Annotated in this window: 15 protein-coding genes and 1 pseudogene; 6 read left to right on the forward strand and 10 right to left on the reverse strand. The window is 51.3% G+C overall.

The features are described from left to right. Positions 1 to 68 precede the first annotated feature (68 nt). The 5 genes from thyA to ygdT form a co-directional block, all read right to left on the reverse strand. Complete coding sequence (gene thyA, locus ATB02_RS14530; RefSeq protein WP_000816232.1) at positions 69 to 863, reverse strand: thymidylate synthase; 795 nt, start codon at positions 861 to 863, stop codon at positions 69 to 71. Between the two features lie 6 nt (positions 864 to 869). Further along, complete coding sequence (lgt, locus tag ATB02_RS14535) at positions 870 to 1,745, reverse strand: prolipoprotein diacylglyceryl transferase (RefSeq protein ID WP_000204658.1); 876 nt, start codon at positions 1,743 to 1,745, stop codon at positions 870 to 872. A gap of 150 nt (positions 1,746 to 1,895) precedes the next feature. Beyond that, entirely contained in the window at positions 1,896 to 4,142 is a 2,247-nt protein-coding gene (gene ptsP / locus ATB02_RS14540) for a phosphoenolpyruvate--protein phosphotransferase (protein WP_000957918.1), read from the reverse strand. Between the two features lie 12 nt (positions 4,143 to 4,154). Beyond that, entirely contained in the window at positions 4,155 to 4,685 is a 531-nt protein-coding gene (gene rppH / locus ATB02_RS14545) for an RNA pyrophosphohydrolase (protein WP_000564486.1), read from the reverse strand. Between the two features lie 352 nt (positions 4,686 to 5,037). Next, positions 5,038 to 5,184, reverse strand: coding sequence for a protein YgdT (gene ygdT, locus ATB02_RS26935; RefSeq protein WP_269218580.1), 147 nt, complete (start codon positions 5,182 to 5,184; stop codon positions 5,038 to 5,040). Between the two features lie 185 nt (positions 5,185 to 5,369). On the opposite strand from ygdT, the gene mutH reads away from it, so the two are divergent. The 4 genes from mutH (at position 5,370) to ATB02_RS14565 (ending at position 8,345) form a co-directional block, all read left to right on the forward strand. Next, positions 5,370 to 6,059 (forward strand): DNA mismatch repair endonuclease MutH, encoded by a 690-nt coding sequence (gene mutH / locus ATB02_RS14550; RefSeq protein WP_000082180.1) that lies wholly within the window; start codon positions 5,370 to 5,372, stop codon positions 6,057 to 6,059. Between the two features lie 68 nt (positions 6,060 to 6,127). Further along, the gene (locus tag ATB02_RS14555; RefSeq protein WP_000895624.1) at positions 6,128 to 6,841 is read left to right on the forward strand and encodes a TerC family protein; all 714 of its coding nucleotides are present in this window, start codon (positions 6,128 to 6,130) and stop codon (positions 6,839 to 6,841) included. Positions 6,842 to 6,978: 137 nt separating this feature from the next. Next, positions 6,979 to 7,197: a lipoprotein YgdR gene (gene ygdR / locus ATB02_RS14560; RefSeq protein ID WP_000758655.1), complete on the forward strand. Its 219-nt coding sequence runs from the start codon at positions 6,979 to 6,981 to the stop codon at positions 7,195 to 7,197. Between the two features lie 107 nt (positions 7,198 to 7,304). Then, positions 7,305 to 8,345 (forward strand): NADP(H)-dependent aldo-keto reductase, encoded by a 1,041-nt coding sequence (locus ATB02_RS14565; protein WP_001199299.1) that lies wholly within the window; start codon positions 7,305 to 7,307, stop codon positions 8,343 to 8,345. 31 nt (positions 8,346 to 8,376) lie between these two features. On the opposite strand, the gene lplT is transcribed toward ATB02_RS14565, so the two are convergent. Beyond that, positions 8,377 to 9,570, reverse strand: coding sequence for a lysophospholipid transporter LplT (gene lplT, locus ATB02_RS14570; RefSeq protein ID WP_000004610.1), 1,194 nt, complete (start codon positions 9,568 to 9,570; stop codon positions 8,377 to 8,379). After that, a complete protein-coding gene (gene aas / locus ATB02_RS14575; RefSeq protein WP_105271808.1) occupies positions 9,563 to 11,722 on the reverse strand; it encodes a bifunctional acyl-ACP--phospholipid O-acyltransferase/long-chain-fatty-acid--ACP ligase in 2,160 nt (719 codons plus the stop codon). The genes lplT and aas overlap by 8 nt, the downstream gene beginning before the upstream one ends. A gap of 585 nt (positions 11,723 to 12,307) precedes the next feature. On the opposite strand from aas, the gene galR reads away from it, so the two are divergent. After that, on the forward strand, positions 12,308 to 13,339 hold the full coding sequence (galR, locus tag ATB02_RS14580) for an HTH-type transcriptional regulator GalR (protein WP_000201034.1): 1,032 nt from the start codon (positions 12,308 to 12,310) through the stop codon (positions 13,337 to 13,339). A gap of 6 nt (positions 13,340 to 13,345) precedes the next feature. Here galR and lysA read toward each other — a convergent pair whose 3' ends face one another. Beyond that, a complete protein-coding gene (gene lysA / locus ATB02_RS14585; RefSeq protein ID WP_105271809.1) occupies positions 13,346 to 14,608 on the reverse strand; it encodes a diaminopimelate decarboxylase in 1,263 nt (420 codons plus the stop codon). 121 nt (positions 14,609 to 14,729) lie between these two features. On the opposite strand from lysA, the gene lysR reads away from it, so the two are divergent. Continuing rightward, positions 14,730 to 15,665 carry a DNA-binding transcriptional regulator LysR gene (gene lysR, locus ATB02_RS14590; protein ID WP_039020555.1) on the forward strand — a complete coding sequence of 312 codons (936 nt, stop codon included), beginning with the start codon at positions 14,730 to 14,732 and terminating at the stop codon, positions 15,663 to 15,665. Here the strand turns inward: lysR and ygeA are convergent. Both ygeA and araE read right to left on the reverse strand, forming a co-directional pair. Further along, complete coding sequence (gene ygeA, locus ATB02_RS14595) at positions 15,652 to 16,344, reverse strand: amino acid racemase (protein WP_000848650.1); 693 nt, start codon at positions 16,342 to 16,344, stop codon at positions 15,652 to 15,654. The genes lysR and ygeA overlap by 14 nt on opposite strands. Positions 16,345 to 16,472: 128 nt before the next feature. Then, positions 16,473 to 17,215 (reverse strand): annotated as a pseudogene (gene araE, locus ATB02_RS14600) (arabinose-proton symporter AraE); the annotation flags it as partial.

Below are 17,215 nucleotides of genomic sequence, written 5' to 3' on the forward strand. Positions count from 1 at the left end.
GAAGAATTTAACGGAGGGTAAAAAAAACCGACGCACACTGGCGTCGGCTCTGGCAGGATGTTTCGTAATTAGATAGCCACCGGCGCTTTAATGCCCGGATGCGGATCGTAGCCTTCAATCTCAAAGTCTTCGAAACGGTAGTCGAAGATGGATTCAGGTTTACGTTTGATAATCAGCTTCGGCAGCGGGCGCGGTTCACGGCTTAATTGCAAATGGGTTTGATCCATATGATTGCTGTACAGGTGCGTGTCGCCACCGGTCCAGACAAAATCACCCACTTCCAGATCGCACTGCTGCGCCATCATATGTACCAGTAACGCATAGCTGGCAATGTTAAATGGCAGGCCGAGGAAGACGTCACAGGAGCGCTGATAAAGCTGGCAAGAGAGTTTGCCGTCTGCCACATAGAACTGGAAGAATGCATGGCACGGTGCCAGCGCCATTTTATCCAGTTCACCAACGTTCCACGCTGAAACAATAATGCGGCGGGAATCCGGGTCGTTTTTCAGCTGGTTCAGTACCGTAGTGATCTGGTCAATATGACGACCATCTGGCGTTGGCCAGGCACGCCACTGTTTACCATACACCGGACCGAGGTCGCCATTTTCATCGGCCCATTCGTCCCAGATGGTGACATTGTTTTCGTGTAGATAAGCAATGTTAGTATCGCCCTGCAGGAACCACAGCAGTTCGTGGATGATGGAACGCAGGTGGCAACGTTTGGTTGTCACCAGCGGGAATCCATCCTGCAGGTTAAAACGCATCTGATGACCAAAAATGGAAAGCGTTCCGGTTCCGGTACGGTCGTTTTTCTGTGTGCCTTCGTCGAGCACTTTTTGCATCAGTTCTAAATACTGTTTCATGGTTCCTCAGGAAACGTGTTGCTGTGGGCTGCGACGATATGCCCAGACCATCATGATCACACCCGCGACAATCATCGGGATGGAAAGAATTTGTCCCATGCTGATGTACTGCACCCAGGCACCGGTAAACTGCGCGTCGGGCTGGCGGAAAAACTCAACAATGATGCGAAACGCGCCGTAGCCAATCAGGAACAAACCTGAGACAGCTCCCATTGGGCGCGGTTTACGAATATACAGGTTGAGGATAATAAACAGCACCACACCTTCCAGCAGCAGCTCGTAAAGCTGTGATGGGTGGCGCGGCAGCACACCGTAAGTGTCGAAAATGGATTGCCACTGCGGGTTGGTTTGCAGCAGCAAAATATCTTCTGTACGGGAGCCGGGGAACAGCATGGCAAACGGGAAGTTCGGGTCAACGCGGCCCCACAATTCACCGTTAATAAAGTTGCCCAGACGCCCGGCACCAAGACCAAACGGAATGAGTGGTGCGATAAAATCAGAAACCTGGAAGAAAGAACGTTTAGTACGGCGGGCGAAGATAATCATCACCACGATAACGCCAATCAGGCCGCCGTGGAAGGACATGCCGCCGTCCCAGACACGGAAAAGATACAGCGGATCGGCCATAAACTGCGGGAAGTTGTAGAACAGAACATAACCAATACGTCCACCGAGGAAGACGCCGAGGAAGCCCGCATAGAGTAAGTTTTCAACTTCATTTTTGGTCCAGCCGCTGCCCGGACGATTCGCCCGACGTGTTGCCAGCCACATTGCAAAAATGAAACCCACCAGATACATCAGGCCGTACCAGTGAAGCGCTACGGGTCCTATTGAGAAAATGACCGGATCAAACTCCGGAAAATGCAGATAGCTACTGGTCATCTGTCACCACAAGTTCTTGTTATTTCGCTGAAAGAGAACAGCGATTGAAATGCGCGCCGCAGGTTTCAGGCGCTCCAAAGGTGCGAATAATAGCACAAGGGGACCTGGCTGGTTGCCGGATACCGTTAAAAGATATGTATATGATCCGCGCTATAACCCTCCGCGAATCAACCCGCCCATGCCGCGACGCTCCATAAAGGCTGCAACCTGATGGCGAACTTCGGTCGCCAGTTGCGCTTCCAGACTACGCTGCGCAAGATTTTCTGCTTCGGCATAATCAATGCGCCGCAGCAGGTATTTTACGCGCGCTACAGAACGTCCATTCATAGACAGATGGCGATACCCAAGCCCAATGAGGATTGCCACGCACATGGGATCGCCCGCCATTTCACCGCACAAACGGAGATCGATACCATGTATTTCCGCTTCCCGAGCGATCATCGCCAGAGCTCGTAACATTGCAGGATGAAGACTGTCATAAATGTTCGCCACCCGGGTATTGTTGCGATCAACGGCCAGGATGTATTGAGTCAGATCGTTGGTGCCAACAGAGATAAAATCGACCCGCTTTGCCAGATGCGGCAGCATAAATACCATTGACGGCACTTCAAGCATGATGCCGATACGTGGTTTGGGAATTTCGTAACCGATCATCTCCTCGACTTCACGTCCGGCACGTTCAATCAGGCGGCGTGCTTCGTCAACTTCATCGAGGCTGGTGACCATCGGCAACAGAATATTCAGGTTGCCCGTAGCGGCATTAGCACGCAGCATCGCACGCACCTGAATCAAGAAGATCTCCGGCTGATCGAGCGTAATGCGAATCCCACGCCAACCCAGGCATGGATTCTCTTCGCTGATCGGCATGTAAGGCAGCTGCTTATCTGCTCCGACATCCAGCGTACGCAAGGTGACGGGTTTATCATTGAACATTTGCAGCATCCCCTGATACTGCGCCACCTGTTCTTCTTCCGACGGAAAACCACTTTGCAACATGAATGGGATTTCAGTGCGATAAAGTCCTATGCCATCAATACGGCTGCCCAGTTTTTGTTCATGTTCCGGGCTTAAACCGGCATTGAGCATGACTTTAATGCGCTCGCCGCTTTTTAACTGGGCGGGTAAATTGACGTCATCTTCCGCCAGACGGCTAAGCTCAATCTCTTCACTAATTAGCCGCTGATATTCTTGCAGCAGTACCGGCTCCGGATCGACCAGCAATTCACCGCGATAACCATCGACGATCAACGTCCGACGATGCAGCACCGAAGGCTGAATATCCGCGCCCATTACGGTAGGGATCCCCAGCGCACGAACCATGATCGCAGCATGGGAGTTGGCTGCGCCATCTCGCACGACAACACCGACTAAGCGATCCTGGGGCAGCTCAGCAAGCGTTGTCGCTGACAGTTCATCTGCCACCAGAATGAAACGTTCCGGCCAGGCGTTCGGCCCTTGATTAGCGTCATCAAGATGAAACAGCAATCGCTGACCCAGCGCACGTAAATCGCCAGCCCGCTCTTTGAGATAGTTATCGCTTAGCGCGGCAAACTGTTCGGCAAATTTTTCAATGACCGTTTTTACCGCCCACTCTGCCACCGAGCCTTTATCAACCTCGGCAAACAATTCGCGACGCAGCCGGGTGTCCGAAAGCAGGTGCGAGTAAAGATCGAAAATAGCCGCCGTTTCTTTTTGTGCACCGGCGGCAAAGCGTTTGCTGTAGCGGCGAAACTCGTTAGCCGCTTCTTCCAGCGCCCCGGTCAGTCGTTCGCGTTCCAGAGCCGGATCCAGCGTTGATGCCTGATACACCTGTTCCATTAAAGGTAACGTGGCATCCTGCCAGCCTTCGGCAATCGCCACACCAGGCGCTGCCGGTAATGCACGGATTCGCGTCTGGCGATATTGCCCAAACAAGGCAGTCAACTGCGACTGAGAAAGAATCGCTGCCATCTGGGTGGCAAGCGTCACCAGGAAGGATTCTTCACTTTCGTCATACTGGCGCAACTCTCGTTGCTGTACCACCAGTACACCAAGCAACTGGCGACGTTGAATAATTGGTACGCCTAAAAACGCGCGGAAACGTTCTTCTTTTACGGAGGGGATGTATTTGAAGCTGGGGTGCTTTTGCGCATCTGCAAGGTTTATCGGTTCCGCCAGCCTGCCAACCAGGCCGACGATCCCTTCATCAAACGCAAGCGTTACAGTGCGACCGCGTGGTTTTTTCAGCCCCCGGGTCGCCATCAGGTAGTAACAACGTCGGTCATGATCGGCCAGGTAGACCGAACAGACCTCGGTATCCATCGCAAGACAGATGTCGGTAACCAGAATATTTAACGCCTCATTCAGGCGTGGTGCGCTGGCTACCTTTTCGACTATTTCGCGCAGGCGAGTGAGCATAATTGGCGTGACTTAACCTCTTTTACGTCGATAAGCAGATGCGTTTTGTGGTTTTGGCGTATTATCCTGCAGCGCCATCACCACACTCGCGAACTCTTTCATTACCCTACGGTAGACATCACGTTTAAATGACACCACCTGTCTGACCGGATACCAGTAACTTACCCATCTCCAGCCATCAAACTCTGGTGTACTGCTGGTTTGCATATTGATTTCTGCATCGCCGCTCACCAGCTGCAAGAGAAACCATTTTTGTTTTTGGCCGATACAAACCGGCTTCGTGTCCCAACGCACCAAACGTTTCGGTAATTTGTAGCGCAACCAGTTACGCGTTGAAGCAAGGATTCGAACGTCTTTGCGGCTTAATCCTACTTCTTCAAACAATTCACGGTACATCGCCTGTTCTGCGGATTCTCCTGGGTTAATTCCGCCTTGCGGAAATTGCCAGGAGTGCTGACCAAATCGCCGGGCCCACATTACCTGCCCCTGGCGATTACAAATCACGATACCTACGTTTGGGCGGTAGCCATCGTCATCAATCACCGGACTACCTCAAAATAAAGCTTTATATACGAATGATTGTTTCATACTCCATGAAGACGGTAAACCACTCTCTGCAGGGCATTACACACTAATAACAATTGAATAACTCACAGTTATGTGCAGAGTTATAAACAGAGGAAGGGGTGGATAGCCGTTTTTATTCACCTTTTCTGTGGATAGAGTTGTGAAGAACTACGGAATTACTACGGGAAAACCCGGAGCATTCTGAATAAGCCTGATATCGACACTTTAAAATAATCATTACTAGTCAATGCATTACATGTAATTTAAGTAATAAAAAGGAGTAATTCGTGACCCAGGTCACACCTCTCATTTACAGGTTGGCGAAAGATCAACCAACGCCGTATTTATCCACAGAATGTGCCACTAAGTTAAGCACTGAACCACTAAAAACTGGAGTTTCGTCGCACGTCAAGGCTGTAAATGGAAACAGTAGTGGAGGTTTTTCACAGTTATCCCAGCTTTCTGTGGATAACATGGTGTAAGATCCTGTTTATTTTCAGTGACCAGATTTGGAAAACCCGTTGCAGTGTTGCGCAACTCGATTACCGACAATCTAAAAAGCAATATAAATCATAGAATTGAATAACGCATGTGGAAAAAGTTACACTGCGAATATTCGGCAAAGAACAGCTGTTTGTTTTTTAACCAAGGTATCATGACATGTCCCAACCTCGCCCACTGCTTTCTCCTCCCGAAACAGAAGCACAGTTGTTAGCGCAAGCACAGCAACTTTCCGGTTATACACTGGGTGAACTGGCGGCACTTGCTGGGCTGGTGACGCCGGAGAATTTAAAACGCGATAAGGGCTGGATCGGCGTGTTGCTGGAGATCTGGCTAGGTGCCAGTGCAGGGAGTAAACCAGAACAAGATTTTGCTGCTCTGGGTGTGGAACTTAAAACTATTCCTGTGGATAGTCTTGGGCGTCCGCTGGAAACAACATTCGTTTGTGTTGCCCCATTAACGGGCAATAGTGGAGTGACCTGGGAAACCAGCCACGTGCGCCACAAGCTCAAACGCGTGCTGTGGATACCGGTTGAAGGCGAACGTAGCATCCCGCTGGCGCAGCGTCGCGTAGGATCACCATTGCTATGGAGCCCGAATGAAGAGGAAGACCGGCAACTGCGCGAAGACTGGGAAGAATTAATGGATATGATTGTTCTCGGTCAGGTTGAGCGGATCACCGCTCGTCACGGGGAGTATTTACAGATACGCCCGAAAGCAGCGAATGCGAAAGCGCTTACCGAAGCCATTGGTGCCCGGGGCGAACGGATTTTGACGCTGCCGCGTGGCTTTTATTTGAAGAAGAATTTCACCAGTGCGCTGCTGGCCCGTCATTTTCTGATCCAGTAGCCATCGCTTTGACCTGCCGCTTTCCGGGCATATAATTACCGCTTCATTTTTTTGGCAGGGCTTTTTAGATGTTATTTGCATGGATAACCGATCCTAACGCCTGGCTTGCGCTCGGTACGCTGACGCTGCTGGAGATCGTTCTTGGGATCGACAATATTATTTTTCTTTCTCTGGTGGTGGCAAAGCTCCCCACAGCACAACGTGCTCATGCGCGGCGTCTGGGGTTGGCGGGAGCCATGGTTATGCGTCTGGCGCTGCTGGCATCAATCGCCTGGGTTACGCGCCTGACAAATCCGCTTTTTACAATATTCAGCCAGGAAATTTCCGCCCGTGATTTGATTCTGCTTCTGGGTGGCTTGTTCCTTATCTGGAAAGCCAGCAAGGAAATCCACGAATCCATCGAAGGTGAAGAAGAAGGGCTGAAAACACGCGTTTCATCATTCCTCGGCGCTATCGTGCAGATTATGCTGCTGGATATCATCTTCAGCCTCGACTCGGTGATTACCGCTGTGGGTCTGTCAGATCACCTGTTTATTATGATGGCAGCCGTGGTGATTGCCGTAGGCGTGATGATGTTCGCTGCGCGCTCGATTGGTGATTTTGTCGAACGCCACCCTTCGGTAAAAATGCTGGCACTCTCTTTCCTGATTCTGGTGGGCTTTACCCTGATTCTGGAAAGTTTCGACATCCACGTACCGAAAGGTTACATCTACTTCGCGATGTTCTTCTCTATTGCGGTTGAAAGTCTCAACCTGATTCGCAACAAAAAGAATCCGCTCTGATACTCCGTACGCTCTCCTGCGGGAGGGCGTACTCACTCCTGTTACCCTCACAGTTTAAGATTTTCCTGCTTTCAAGATATATAACGTCGGTTTATAAAAAGACTATTATCATAAGTGGGCCAAATGAGGATAACCGGATGAAAAAATGGGCAGTAATAATTTCTGCAGTCGGACTGGCGTTTGCTGTATCCGGGTGTTCCAGTGATTACGTCATGGCGACCAAAGATGGCCGTATGATTTTGACCGATGGAAAACCTGAAATTGATGATGATACCGGGCTGGTGAGTTATCACGATCAGCAAGGTAACGCGATGCAAATTAACCGTGATGATGTTTCGCAAATTATTGAACGTTAACAAATAAGGTCAGCATCCGGCTGGCCTTAAGATTTTTCTCTTTCCCTTTTCCCTTCCCTCTGCCATTTTTATATTCCTTATGTCGTGATTATAAAAAGGAAACGGCTATGCAATATCACCGTATACCCCACAGTTCGCTGGAAGTCAGCACGCTGGGGCTTGGCACGATGACGTTTGGTGAACAGAACAGCGAAGCCGACGCCCACGCACAACTCGACTATGCCGTCGCTCAGGGCATTAACCTTATCGACGTTGCCGAAATGTACCCAGTGCCGCCGCGCCCCGAAACGCAAGGGTTAACCGAAACCTACGTCGGTAACTGGCTGGCAAAACATGGCAGCCGCGAAAAGTTAATTATCGCTTCCAAAGTGAGCGGACCGTCGCGCAATAATGACAAGGGCATCCGCCCGGATCAGGCGCTGGATCGGAAGAATATCCGCGAAGCGCTGCATGACAGCCTCAAGCGCCTGCAGACTGATTACCTCGATCTTTATCAGGTGCACTGGCCGCAGCGCCCAACCAACTGCTTCGGCAAACTCGGTTATAGCTGGACAGATTCTGCCCCTGCGGTTTCGCTGCTGGATACGCTGGACGCACTGGCAGAGTACCAACGCGCGGGGAAAATTCGTTATATTGGCGTATCGAATGAAACTGCATTTGGCGTAATGCGTTACCTGCATCTGGCGGACAAACACGATCTGCCGCGTATTGTCACCATTCAGAACCCCTACAGTCTGTTAAACCGCAGTTTTGAAGTGGGTCTGGCAGAAGTCAGCCAGTATGAAGGGGTCGAGCTGCTGGCCTATTCGTGTCTGGGTTTCGGCACGCTGACCGGGAAATACCTCAACGGTGCAAAACCTGCTGGCGCACGTAATACGCTCTTTAGCCGCTTCACTCGCTATAGCGGTGAGCAAACGCAAAAAGCCGTCGCGGCGTATGTCGATATCGCCAGACGTCATGGCCTGGATCCTGCTCAGATGGCGCTCGCTTTTGTACGCCGTCAACCGTTTGTTGCCAGCACTCTGCTGGGCGCAACCACGATGGAGCAGCTGAAAACTAACGTCGAAAGTTTGCATCTGGAGTTAAGCGAAGACGTATTAGCTGAAATTGAAGCGGTGCATCAGGTTTATACTTATCCGGCACCATAAGATTAACGCCGGTTAAAACCGGCGTTAAATATTAATGACGGCGCTGCCAGATCCACAGCGCCGTTATTGCCAGCGCAAATAGCGCACCGAAGCCAATGCCAATGGGCACGACCGGGATGCCTACCATTACCGCCAGCGAGTAAATGCCCAGCATCAACAACATGGCGCTGTTTTCGCCAAGGTTTTGTACTGCAATTGCATTCCCAGCCCCGACGCTTTTTTTACCCCGTTCCTGTAGCAACGCATTGAGCGGAACGACAAAAAAGCCCCCCAGCACGCCAATCAGCATCAACAAGGCATAGGCTGGCAGCAGCTCGTGTTGCAGGGAGAAAATCAGTACCACCACGCCAATCAAAATCCCGGCTGGCATACAGCGTGACACGGTTTCCAGCGTAACTAACTTCGCTGCCGCACCTGCGCCAACCACGATACCAATCGCTACCATCGCGTTGAGATAGGTCGGCGTAGCGTTATCGGTAATACCCAGCGCCACCGGTACCCACAGCACCAACAGGAAACGCAGCGTAACGCCCGCTCCCCAGAATAAACTGGTACCCACCAGCGAAAAACGCGTTTCACCATTGCGCCATAGCGAGGTGCAGGCATTCAGGAAACTGCGGGTCATGTTAATGAGATTCCAGGACTGCCCCGGACGCGCCGCCGCCAGTTTTGGAATGTAGATATTGGCAACGACCGCCCCACCGTAGGCCAGTGCGCATGCGGCCAGGGCGACCAGGACATGCCAGTCAGCCAGTACACCACCGGCTACGGAACCGAGCAAAATCGCCGCTATGGTAGACGCTTCCATTAAACCGTTAGCTTTCACTAACTTACTACCCGTGGTTAATTCGCCGAGAATACCGTATTTCGCCGGTGAATAGGCTGCAGCACCAACACCCACCAGCGTATAGCCGAGAAACGGATTGATACCAAAGCAGATACTGGCTGCGCCCAGCAGCTTCAGGCCGTTGGCAAACATCATCACCCGGCCTTTGGCGAAGCTATCCGCCACCTGCCCGACAAACGGCGCAAAAAGAATGTAAGCACCTACAAACACCATTTGCAGAATGGGCTGGCTCCACTCCGGATAGAACTGCGCTTTCAGTAACGCCAAAGTGGCAAACAGCAGCGCGTTATCGCCAAACGCAGAGAGAAACTGCGCCACGATAACCGCTTTCATCCCCTTCGACCACAACGAAGTGTTAGTGTGCACTGACTCACTCATCGTGTTGTTCCGCTTCGTCTACCCAGCTTTTCAACGTGACAAAGTCAGGTTTGCCGCTACCCAATAATGGCATCTGTTTCAGATAGCGAATATCGCGCGGTACAGCAAGCTCCGGCACGCCGTGCTCGCGGGCATACTGTTGTAACTTATCGCGCGTCAGTTCGTTATCTGTGGTGAAAAGCACCAGTGCCTCGCCTTTGCTGGCATCGCTCTTAATCGCAGTGGCATGGACTTTATCTGGCGAAACACCAAGTGCCAGTTGTTCCACCATTTCCAGCGACACCATTTCGCCTGCAATTTTGGCAAAGCGTTTTGCGCGGCCCTGAATCTGCACAAAACCCTGCTCGTCAAAACGCACAATATCACCAGTGTCATACCAACCGCGCTCCATTTCGCCGCGAACATTCTCGGCGGTGGGCACTTCAAGTACACCTGGCTTCTCCACCCGCAGATAGCCGTTCATTATGTTCGGCCCTTTCAGTTGCAGGCGTCCGCCCTCTTCGATACCAGGAACCAACAACAGGCGCGCATCCATTCCTGGTAGAATACGCCCTACCGTACCGGGTTTCGCCGCCATCGGTACGTTGATAGAAACGACAGGCGCGCATTCGGTCACACCGTAGCCTTCAAGGATGCGCAGGCCAAATTTATCCTGCCAAAGCTGTTTGGTACTTTCTTGCAATTTCTCTGCGCCTGCCACCACATAGCGTAGACGATAGAAGTCATATGGGTTGGCGAAACGCGCGTAATGACCGAGGAAAGTCGAGGTGCCGAACAACACGGTGCAACTGCGGTCATACACCAGCTCCGGCACAATGCGGTAATGCAGCGGGCTTGGATAAAGAAACACTTCTGCGCCTGTGAGCAGTGGCGTAAACAGGCCTACTGTCAAACCAAAGGAGTGAAACAGCGGTAACGCCGACATAAAGCGATCGTTGGTAGTAAAGTCGGCAATCGTTTTAATCTGCTCGACGTTCGCCAGAATGCTTTTATGGCTATGGACCACGCCTTTTGGATGGCCTTCAGAGCCGGAGGTAAAGAGGATAAGCGCCTCTTCTTCTGGCTGTTGTTTTACCTGGGCCAGACGCGGCATCAACAGATGGGCAAAGATCCATATTTTGTCAGCAGTGGTGACGTCCGCTTTTAAATCTTCCAGATAGACCCAGCGCACCTGAGTAAGTTGCTCTGGCAGATGCCAGAGTTTGCCTTTATCGAGAAACTGACGGGAAGTGAAGATGGTTTTGATTTCAGCTGCCGTAATGGCGCTGGTCAGCCCTTTTACCCCAGCGGTGTAGTTCATCATTGCAGGAATGCGACGACGGGCGATGGCCCCAAAAATCACTGCCGCACTGATGCCTGCATTGGGCAGCATTAAGCCGATGCGTTCGCCTTCAACACTGTATTTTTCAAGGATGCGTCCAACAAACAGCGTTTTAGTAAGCAATTTGCGATAGGAGTCTGGGGTAAAGTTGACGTCTTCGACACATTTCTTCCCGGCTCCGAAGCGGTACATTGCGCTCAGTAAAGATTCGTACAGCGTTTCACGCGGGCGCACCGCCATACGCGCTTCCATCATTATTTGATGCAGCATTTCGCCAGCGATTTTGCGACGGTCACGGGCACGCGGCGCATCCGGCATCTCCACCTGCGTTGGTGGCAAAATATGCAGAGTAATTTGCGGAAACAAGCGACGTTTAACCAGACCTTTCAGGCGGCTGAAGTGCGTAAGTTCCGCCCCTTCAATACGCACAGGAACAACCGTTGCACCAGACTTCGCCGCGACAAAACCCGCGCCATCGTAGATTTTCATCAGCGAGCCAGTGGTGGTGATGCGTCCTTCAGGGAAAATCACCACTGGTCGGCCCTGTTCCACCAGACGTACCAGATGTTTAATCGCCATAGGTTGCGTCGGGTCGAGAGGAACAAAGTCGATAAATGATTTCAGCCAACGCATATACCACTGTTGGCTTATTGAGGTGTAAACGGCAAATACCGGACGTACGGGTAAAAACAATGCCAGCAGTATGCCATCAATAAAAGAGACGTGATTAGGCGTAATTAGAACGCGCTCGCCCTTCAGTGCCTTGGTGTTACCCGTAACGCGAACGCGATACAAAACACGGCACAAATTTCGAAAAAAGCTAAAAAGCATTCCAACTCCCTTTGCTCTGATTCAGTAAAAGCGAATGGAGGGAGATTACACGAGATAAAGAACGCGAGCGACAGTAAATTAGGTGCGAAAAAAAACCTGCGCATCCGCGCAGGTTGGTGCAAGAGACAGGGTACGAAGAGCGTACCGAATAATCTCACCAATCAATACCTCTGGGATCTTGATTGTGGTCTGCACGACGACTCTTCGCCAGCGAGAAAACGCAAAGGAATGAAGGGAAATGCAACGAGGTGTGTAAATTGTCGGTTACTGTTACAGATTGATGACCGGCAAAAAAAAACCTGCGCATCTGCGCAGGCTGGTGTAATTCATGTGCTCAACCCGAAGTTGACTTCACCTATCAATACCTCTGGGACCACTACTTTAGCAACCTGAAGCCAAACGCAACCAGCGGTCAATCGCAACAGCGTTTCGCAAAGTGTAACCAAAGGTTTGCAATCTCTTTTTTTGTCTTACTTATTTGCGTTTGGCTCACATTCCCACGATGAAAACACGTCGCCACTTGAACCAACAGGTATTTTCCGTAACACTGACAGAATGTAAGCGTTTACCCACTAAGGTATTTTCATGGCGACCATAAAGGATGTAGCCCGACTGGCAGGCGTTTCAGTCGCCACCGTTTCCCGCGTCATTAATAATTCACCCAAAGCCAGCGAAGCCTCCCGGCTAGCTGTGCATAGTGCAATGGAGTCTCTTAATTATCACCCGAACGCCAACGCCCGTGCGCTGGCGCAACAGACCACTGAAACGGTCGGTCTGGTCGTTGGTGATGTTTCCGATCCGTTTTTCGGTGCAATGGTGAAAGCGGTCGAACAGGTGGCTTATCACACTGGTAATTTTTTATTGATTGGCAACGGTTACCACAACGAGCAAAAAGAGCGTCAGGCCATTGAGCAACTGATCCGCCATCGCTGCGCTGCGCTGGTCGTCCATGCCAAAATGATCCCGGATGCCGACTTAGCCTCATTAATGAAACAAATGCCCGGTATGGTGCTGATCAATCGCATCCTGCCTGGCTTTGAAAACCGTTGTATTGCTCTGGACGACCGTTACGGTGCCTGGCTGGCAACGCGTCATCTAATTCAACAAGGTCATACCCGCATTGGTTATTTGTGCTCTAACCACTCTATTTCTGACGCCGAAGATCGTCTGCAGGGTTATTACGATGCCCTCGCTGAAAGTGGTATTCCGGCCAATGATCGGCTGGTGACGTTTGGCGAACCGGACGAAAGCGGCGGCGAACAGGCAATGACCGAGCTTTTGGGACGCGGAAGGAATTTCACTGCGGTAGCCTGTTATAACGATTCAATGGCGGCGGGTGCGATGGGCGTTCTCAATGATAATGGTATTGAAGTACCGGGTGAGATTTCGTTAATTGGCTTTGATGATGTGCTGGTGTCACGCTATGTGCGCCCGCGTCTGACCACCGTGCGTTACCCAATCGTGACGATGGCGACCCAGGCTGCCGAACTGGCTTTGGCGCTGGCTGATAATCGCCCTCTCCCGGAAATCACTAATGTCTTTAGTCCGACGCTGGTACGTCGCCATTCAGTGTCAACGCCATCGCTGGAGGCAAGTCATCATGCAACCAGCGACTAACCGCAGTTAAAGCAATTCCAGCGCCAGTAATTCTTCAATGGTCTGGCGTCGGCGAATCAACCGCGCCTGACCATTATCAAACAGAACTTCTGGTAACAGCGGACGGCTATTGTAGTTGGATGACATTGATGCGCCATATGCCCCTGTATCATGCAGTACCAGATAATCACCTGCCTTCACTTCCGGCAAGGCGCGGGTTTCGACATTTCCCCCTTCCTGCTGGGTAAAGACATCGCCCGATTCACATAACGGTCCGGCGACGACGGTTTCCACCGTTGGTGCGTGTTCCAGAGAACGACCATCAGATGCCAGGGCACTGATATGGTGGTAACTACCGTACATTGCCGGGCGCATCAGATCGTTGAACCCGGCATCAACCAGCACAAAGTGGCGGCTACCCATTTGTTTGACGCTCCGCACTTGAGTAATTAATACGCCAGCCTGCGCTACCAGAAAGCGACCCGGTTCAATTTCCAGTTTCACAGGATGGCCCAAATGGCGGGCGATTTGCTCACGCGCGGCATTCCACAGACCATAATAATGTTCGGTATCAACCGCCTCTTCACCCTGTTGATAAGGAATAGAAAGCCCACCGCCCGCAGAAATAGCCTGTAAATCCTGACCGAATTCGAGGACCTGACGCACCATAGCACCACATACCTGTTCCAGATGGGCATAATCAACGCCAGAACCAATGTGCATGTGAATGCCGACCAGCTGTAGATGATGACGTTGTATCACGTCCAGTGCGGCGGGCAGATCGGTGTACCAGATACCGTGCTTGCTGTTTTCGCCACCGGTATTGGTTTTTTGGCTATGCCCGTGACCAAACCCCGGATTAACACGCAGCCATACCCGATGCTCTGGCGAAACCTGACCCAGTTGGTCGAGCATATCAACAGAACCCGCATTCACCGGAATTTGCAATTCACTGACGCGTTCAAGCGTCGCCTGATCGATAACATCTGCCGTAAAAACAATATCATCGGGGTGCGTTTGCGGATTGTAACCCGCCACCAGTGCACGCTCTATTTCGCCTAACGAGACGGAATCCACTTTTACGCCCTGCTCACGCATTAAGCGCAAAATATGAATATTGGAACAGGCTTTCTGTGCAAAGCGCACCACATCAAACTGTTTCAGCGCTGCAATCTGCCGACGAATAATTTGCGCATCGTAGACCCACACCGGGCAGCCAAATTCTGCGGGCAAACGCAGCAGATTTTCGGCGGTGAGGTCGGTATCGGTGCTGAACAGTGAATGTGGCATAACAAACTCCAGATAAGTGCTTTTTTATGATTACGCCACATCATAAAAAGAATAAAAAATATCGATTTATGTCGAGTCTATGCAAAAATGATATGGATTACCGGATTGCGAGAGAGCGCTAATGGCCGCCGTTAACTTACGTCATATTGAAATTTTTCATGCGGTAATGACCGCCGGAAGCCTGACTGAGGCGGCACACCTGCTACACACCTCACAGCCAACCGTCAGCCGCGAACTGGCGCGCTTTGAGAAGGTGATCGGGCTGAAATTGTTTGAGCGCATACGTGGACGATTACATCCTACCGTGCAAGGACTGCGTCTGTTTGAAGAAGTGCAACGATCCTGGTACGGACTGGATCGCATTGTCAGTGCCGCAGAAAGTCTGCGCGAGTTTCGCCAGGGAGAACTGTCTATTGCCTGCCTGCCGGTCTTTTCGCAATCTTTTTTACCGCAGCTCCTGCAACCCTTTCTGGCACGTTATCCCGATGTCAGCTTAAATATCGTGCCGCAGGAGTCACCGCTACTTGAAGAGTGGCTCTCGGCCCAGCGTCATGATTTAGGACTCACTGAAACGCTCCATACGCCTGCGGGAACAGAACGTACCGAATTACTCTCTTTAGATGAAGTGTGTGTGTTACCTCCGGGTCATCCGCTGGCGGTAAAAAAGGTATTAACGCCGGATGATTTTCAGGGTGAGAACTACATCAGCCTTTCCCGTACTGACAGCTATCGCCAGTTGCTGGATCAATTGTTTACTGAGAATCAGGTTAAACGACGCATGATCGTAGAAACCCACAGCGCCGCGTCAGTCTGCGCAATGGTACGGGCGGGGGTAGGTGTTTCGGTGGTTAACCCGCTCACCGCACTGGATTATGCGGCAAGCGGTTTAGTAGTGCGGCGGTTCAGTATTGCGGTTCCGTTCACCGTCAGCCTGATCCGCCCCCTGCACCGCCCGTCATCAGCGCTGGTTCAGGCGTTTAGTGAGCATTTACAAGCGGGATTACCGAAACTGGTCACTTCTCTTGACGCTATTTTGTCGTCAGCTACGACAGCATAAAAGCGACAGCATCCTCGGCATGGATCGCCGCGGTATCAAACACAGGCAGAACACTGCGCTCGTCTGGCACCAGTAAACCAATTTCCGTACAGCCAAAAATGACACCCTGTGCGCCCTGTTCTGCAAGGCGAGCAATCACTTGCGCATAATAAGTGCGTGACGCTTCGGTAAATTGCCCCAGACACAGTTCTTCAAAAATAATCTGATTAATTTTCGCCCGTTCATCCGCTTCAGGAATGAGACAGTTGATGGAAAATTGTTCCGTCAGCCGCCCGCGATAAAAATCCTGTTCCATGGTGTAACGCGTACCCAGCAGCGCCACACGAGTCATCCCAGCCCGGATAATTGCACGTCCAGTGGCATCCGCTATATGTAAGAAAGGCAGAGAGCAACGAGACTCAATGGCATCCGCCACTTTGTGCATCGTGTTGGTACATAACACAATGCCTTCTGCTCCCGCCCGCTGTAAGCCAAGCGCCGCCTCAGCCAGAATGTCCCCGGTTTTGTCCCATTCTCCGCGACGCTGGCACTCTTCTATTTCATGAAAATCGACGCTATGTAGCAGCACTTGCGCAGAGTGAAGCCCACCAAGCCGCTGTTTAATACCTTCATTAATCAGACGATAATAAGGAATAGTGGATTCCCAACTCATTCCTCCCAGCAAACCAATTGTTTTCATTCCTCTCTCCTGATGTGTGTTACCGCAACAAGGCTGAATAAGGAACGAGACAAACGCCTCAACGGCCAGGTGCCCAATCTCTATTAACGAAAAAAGGGCCGGATGTACAGCACATCCGGCCCGTGAAATCAGACGCCGATATTTCTCAACTTTTCGCCTGCCATCAGTTTGCGTTCGATATGTTCCAGCGTGACATTTTTGGTTTCCGGAATGAGCCAGAAAGTGATGCCCACAAACGCAATGTTCAGCGCAGTGTAGAGCCAGAACGTACCGGCAGCGCCAATGCTATCAAGCAGTGTCAGGAAGGTCGCGCCGATAATCATATTCGACACCCAGTTTGTCGTCGTTGAGCAGGTGATGCCAAAATCGCGGCATTTCAGCGGCTGAATTTCAGAGCACAGGATCCACACCACTGGCGCGGCGCTCATCGCATAACCGGCAATACACATCATCGTCATGCCAACAGAGAGCCAGGACAAGCCACTGGAAGCCGTACCGTTATCAAACTGCATCAGGCAATAGCCCAGCACCAGAGTGCCTAACGCCATCACGCTGAAACCAATTTTCAGAGCCGGTTTACGCCCTGCTTTATCTACCGTAAAGACCGCAATGAAGGTGGCGAACATAAAGGTCAGCCCTACGACCAGAGTCGCAATCATCTGTTGTTCTGTGGTCGTAAAGCCCGCCATTTTGAAGATACGCGGCGCGTAGTACATGATGATGTTCATACCGGTAAACTGCTGCATCGCCTGCAACAACATACCGAGAAACACAGCACGACGGACGTTACGGTTGATCTTAAACAGTGCCCAACCGCCCTGTTTTAACTTCAGGCTTTCACGAATTTCGTTGAGTTCTTCTCGCGCTTTTT

The sequence above is a fragment of the Escherichia sp. MOD1-EC5189 genome (genome assembly GCF_002966045.1).
GTDB lineage: Bacteria > Pseudomonadota > Gammaproteobacteria > Enterobacterales > Enterobacteriaceae > Escherichia > Escherichia coli_F.

Bases quoted from the DNA above. Each gene is read 5' to 3' on its own strand.
- galR (WP_000201034.1), top strand. From the start codon at position 12,308: ATGGCGACCATAAAGGATGTAGCCCGACTGGCAGGCGTTTCAGTCGCC.
- ygdT (WP_269218580.1), bottom strand. From the start codon at position 5,184: ATGTTATCCACAGAAAGCTGGGATAACTGTGAAAAACCTCCACTACTG.
- lysA (WP_105271809.1), bottom strand. From the start codon at position 14,608: ATGCCACATTCACTGTTCAGCACCGATACCGACCTCACCGCCGAAAAT.
- ptsP (WP_000957918.1), bottom strand. From the start codon at position 4,142: ATGCTCACTCGCCTGCGCGAAATAGTCGAAAAGGTAGCCAGCGCACCA.
- ygdR (WP_000758655.1), top strand. From the start codon at position 6,979: ATGAAAAAATGGGCAGTAATAATTTCTGCAGTCGGACTGGCGTTTGCT.
- mutH (WP_000082180.1), top strand. From the start codon at position 5,370: ATGTCCCAACCTCGCCCACTGCTTTCTCCTCCCGAAACAGAAGCACAG.
- lysR (WP_039020555.1), top strand. From the start codon at position 14,730: ATGGCCGCCGTTAACTTACGTCATATTGAAATTTTTCATGCGGTAATG.
- lgt (WP_000204658.1), bottom strand. From the start codon at position 1,745: ATGACCAGTAGCTATCTGCATTTTCCGGAGTTTGATCCGGTCATTTTC.
- lplT (WP_000004610.1), bottom strand. From the start codon at position 9,570: ATGAGTGAGTCAGTGCACACTAACACTTCGTTGTGGTCGAAGGGGATG.
- ATB02_RS14565 (WP_001199299.1), top strand. From the start codon at position 7,305: ATGCAATATCACCGTATACCCCACAGTTCGCTGGAAGTCAGCACGCTG.
- aas (WP_105271808.1), bottom strand. From the start codon at position 11,722: ATGCTTTTTAGCTTTTTTCGAAATTTGTGCCGTGTTTTGTATCGCGTT.
- thyA (WP_000816232.1), bottom strand. From the start codon at position 863: ATGAAACAGTATTTAGAACTGATGCAAAAAGTGCTCGACGAAGGCACA.
- ATB02_RS14555 (WP_000895624.1), top strand. From the start codon at position 6,128: ATGTTATTTGCATGGATAACCGATCCTAACGCCTGGCTTGCGCTCGGT.
- ygeA (WP_000848650.1), bottom strand. From the start codon at position 16,344: ATGAAAACAATTGGTTTGCTGGGAGGAATGAGTTGGGAATCCACTATT.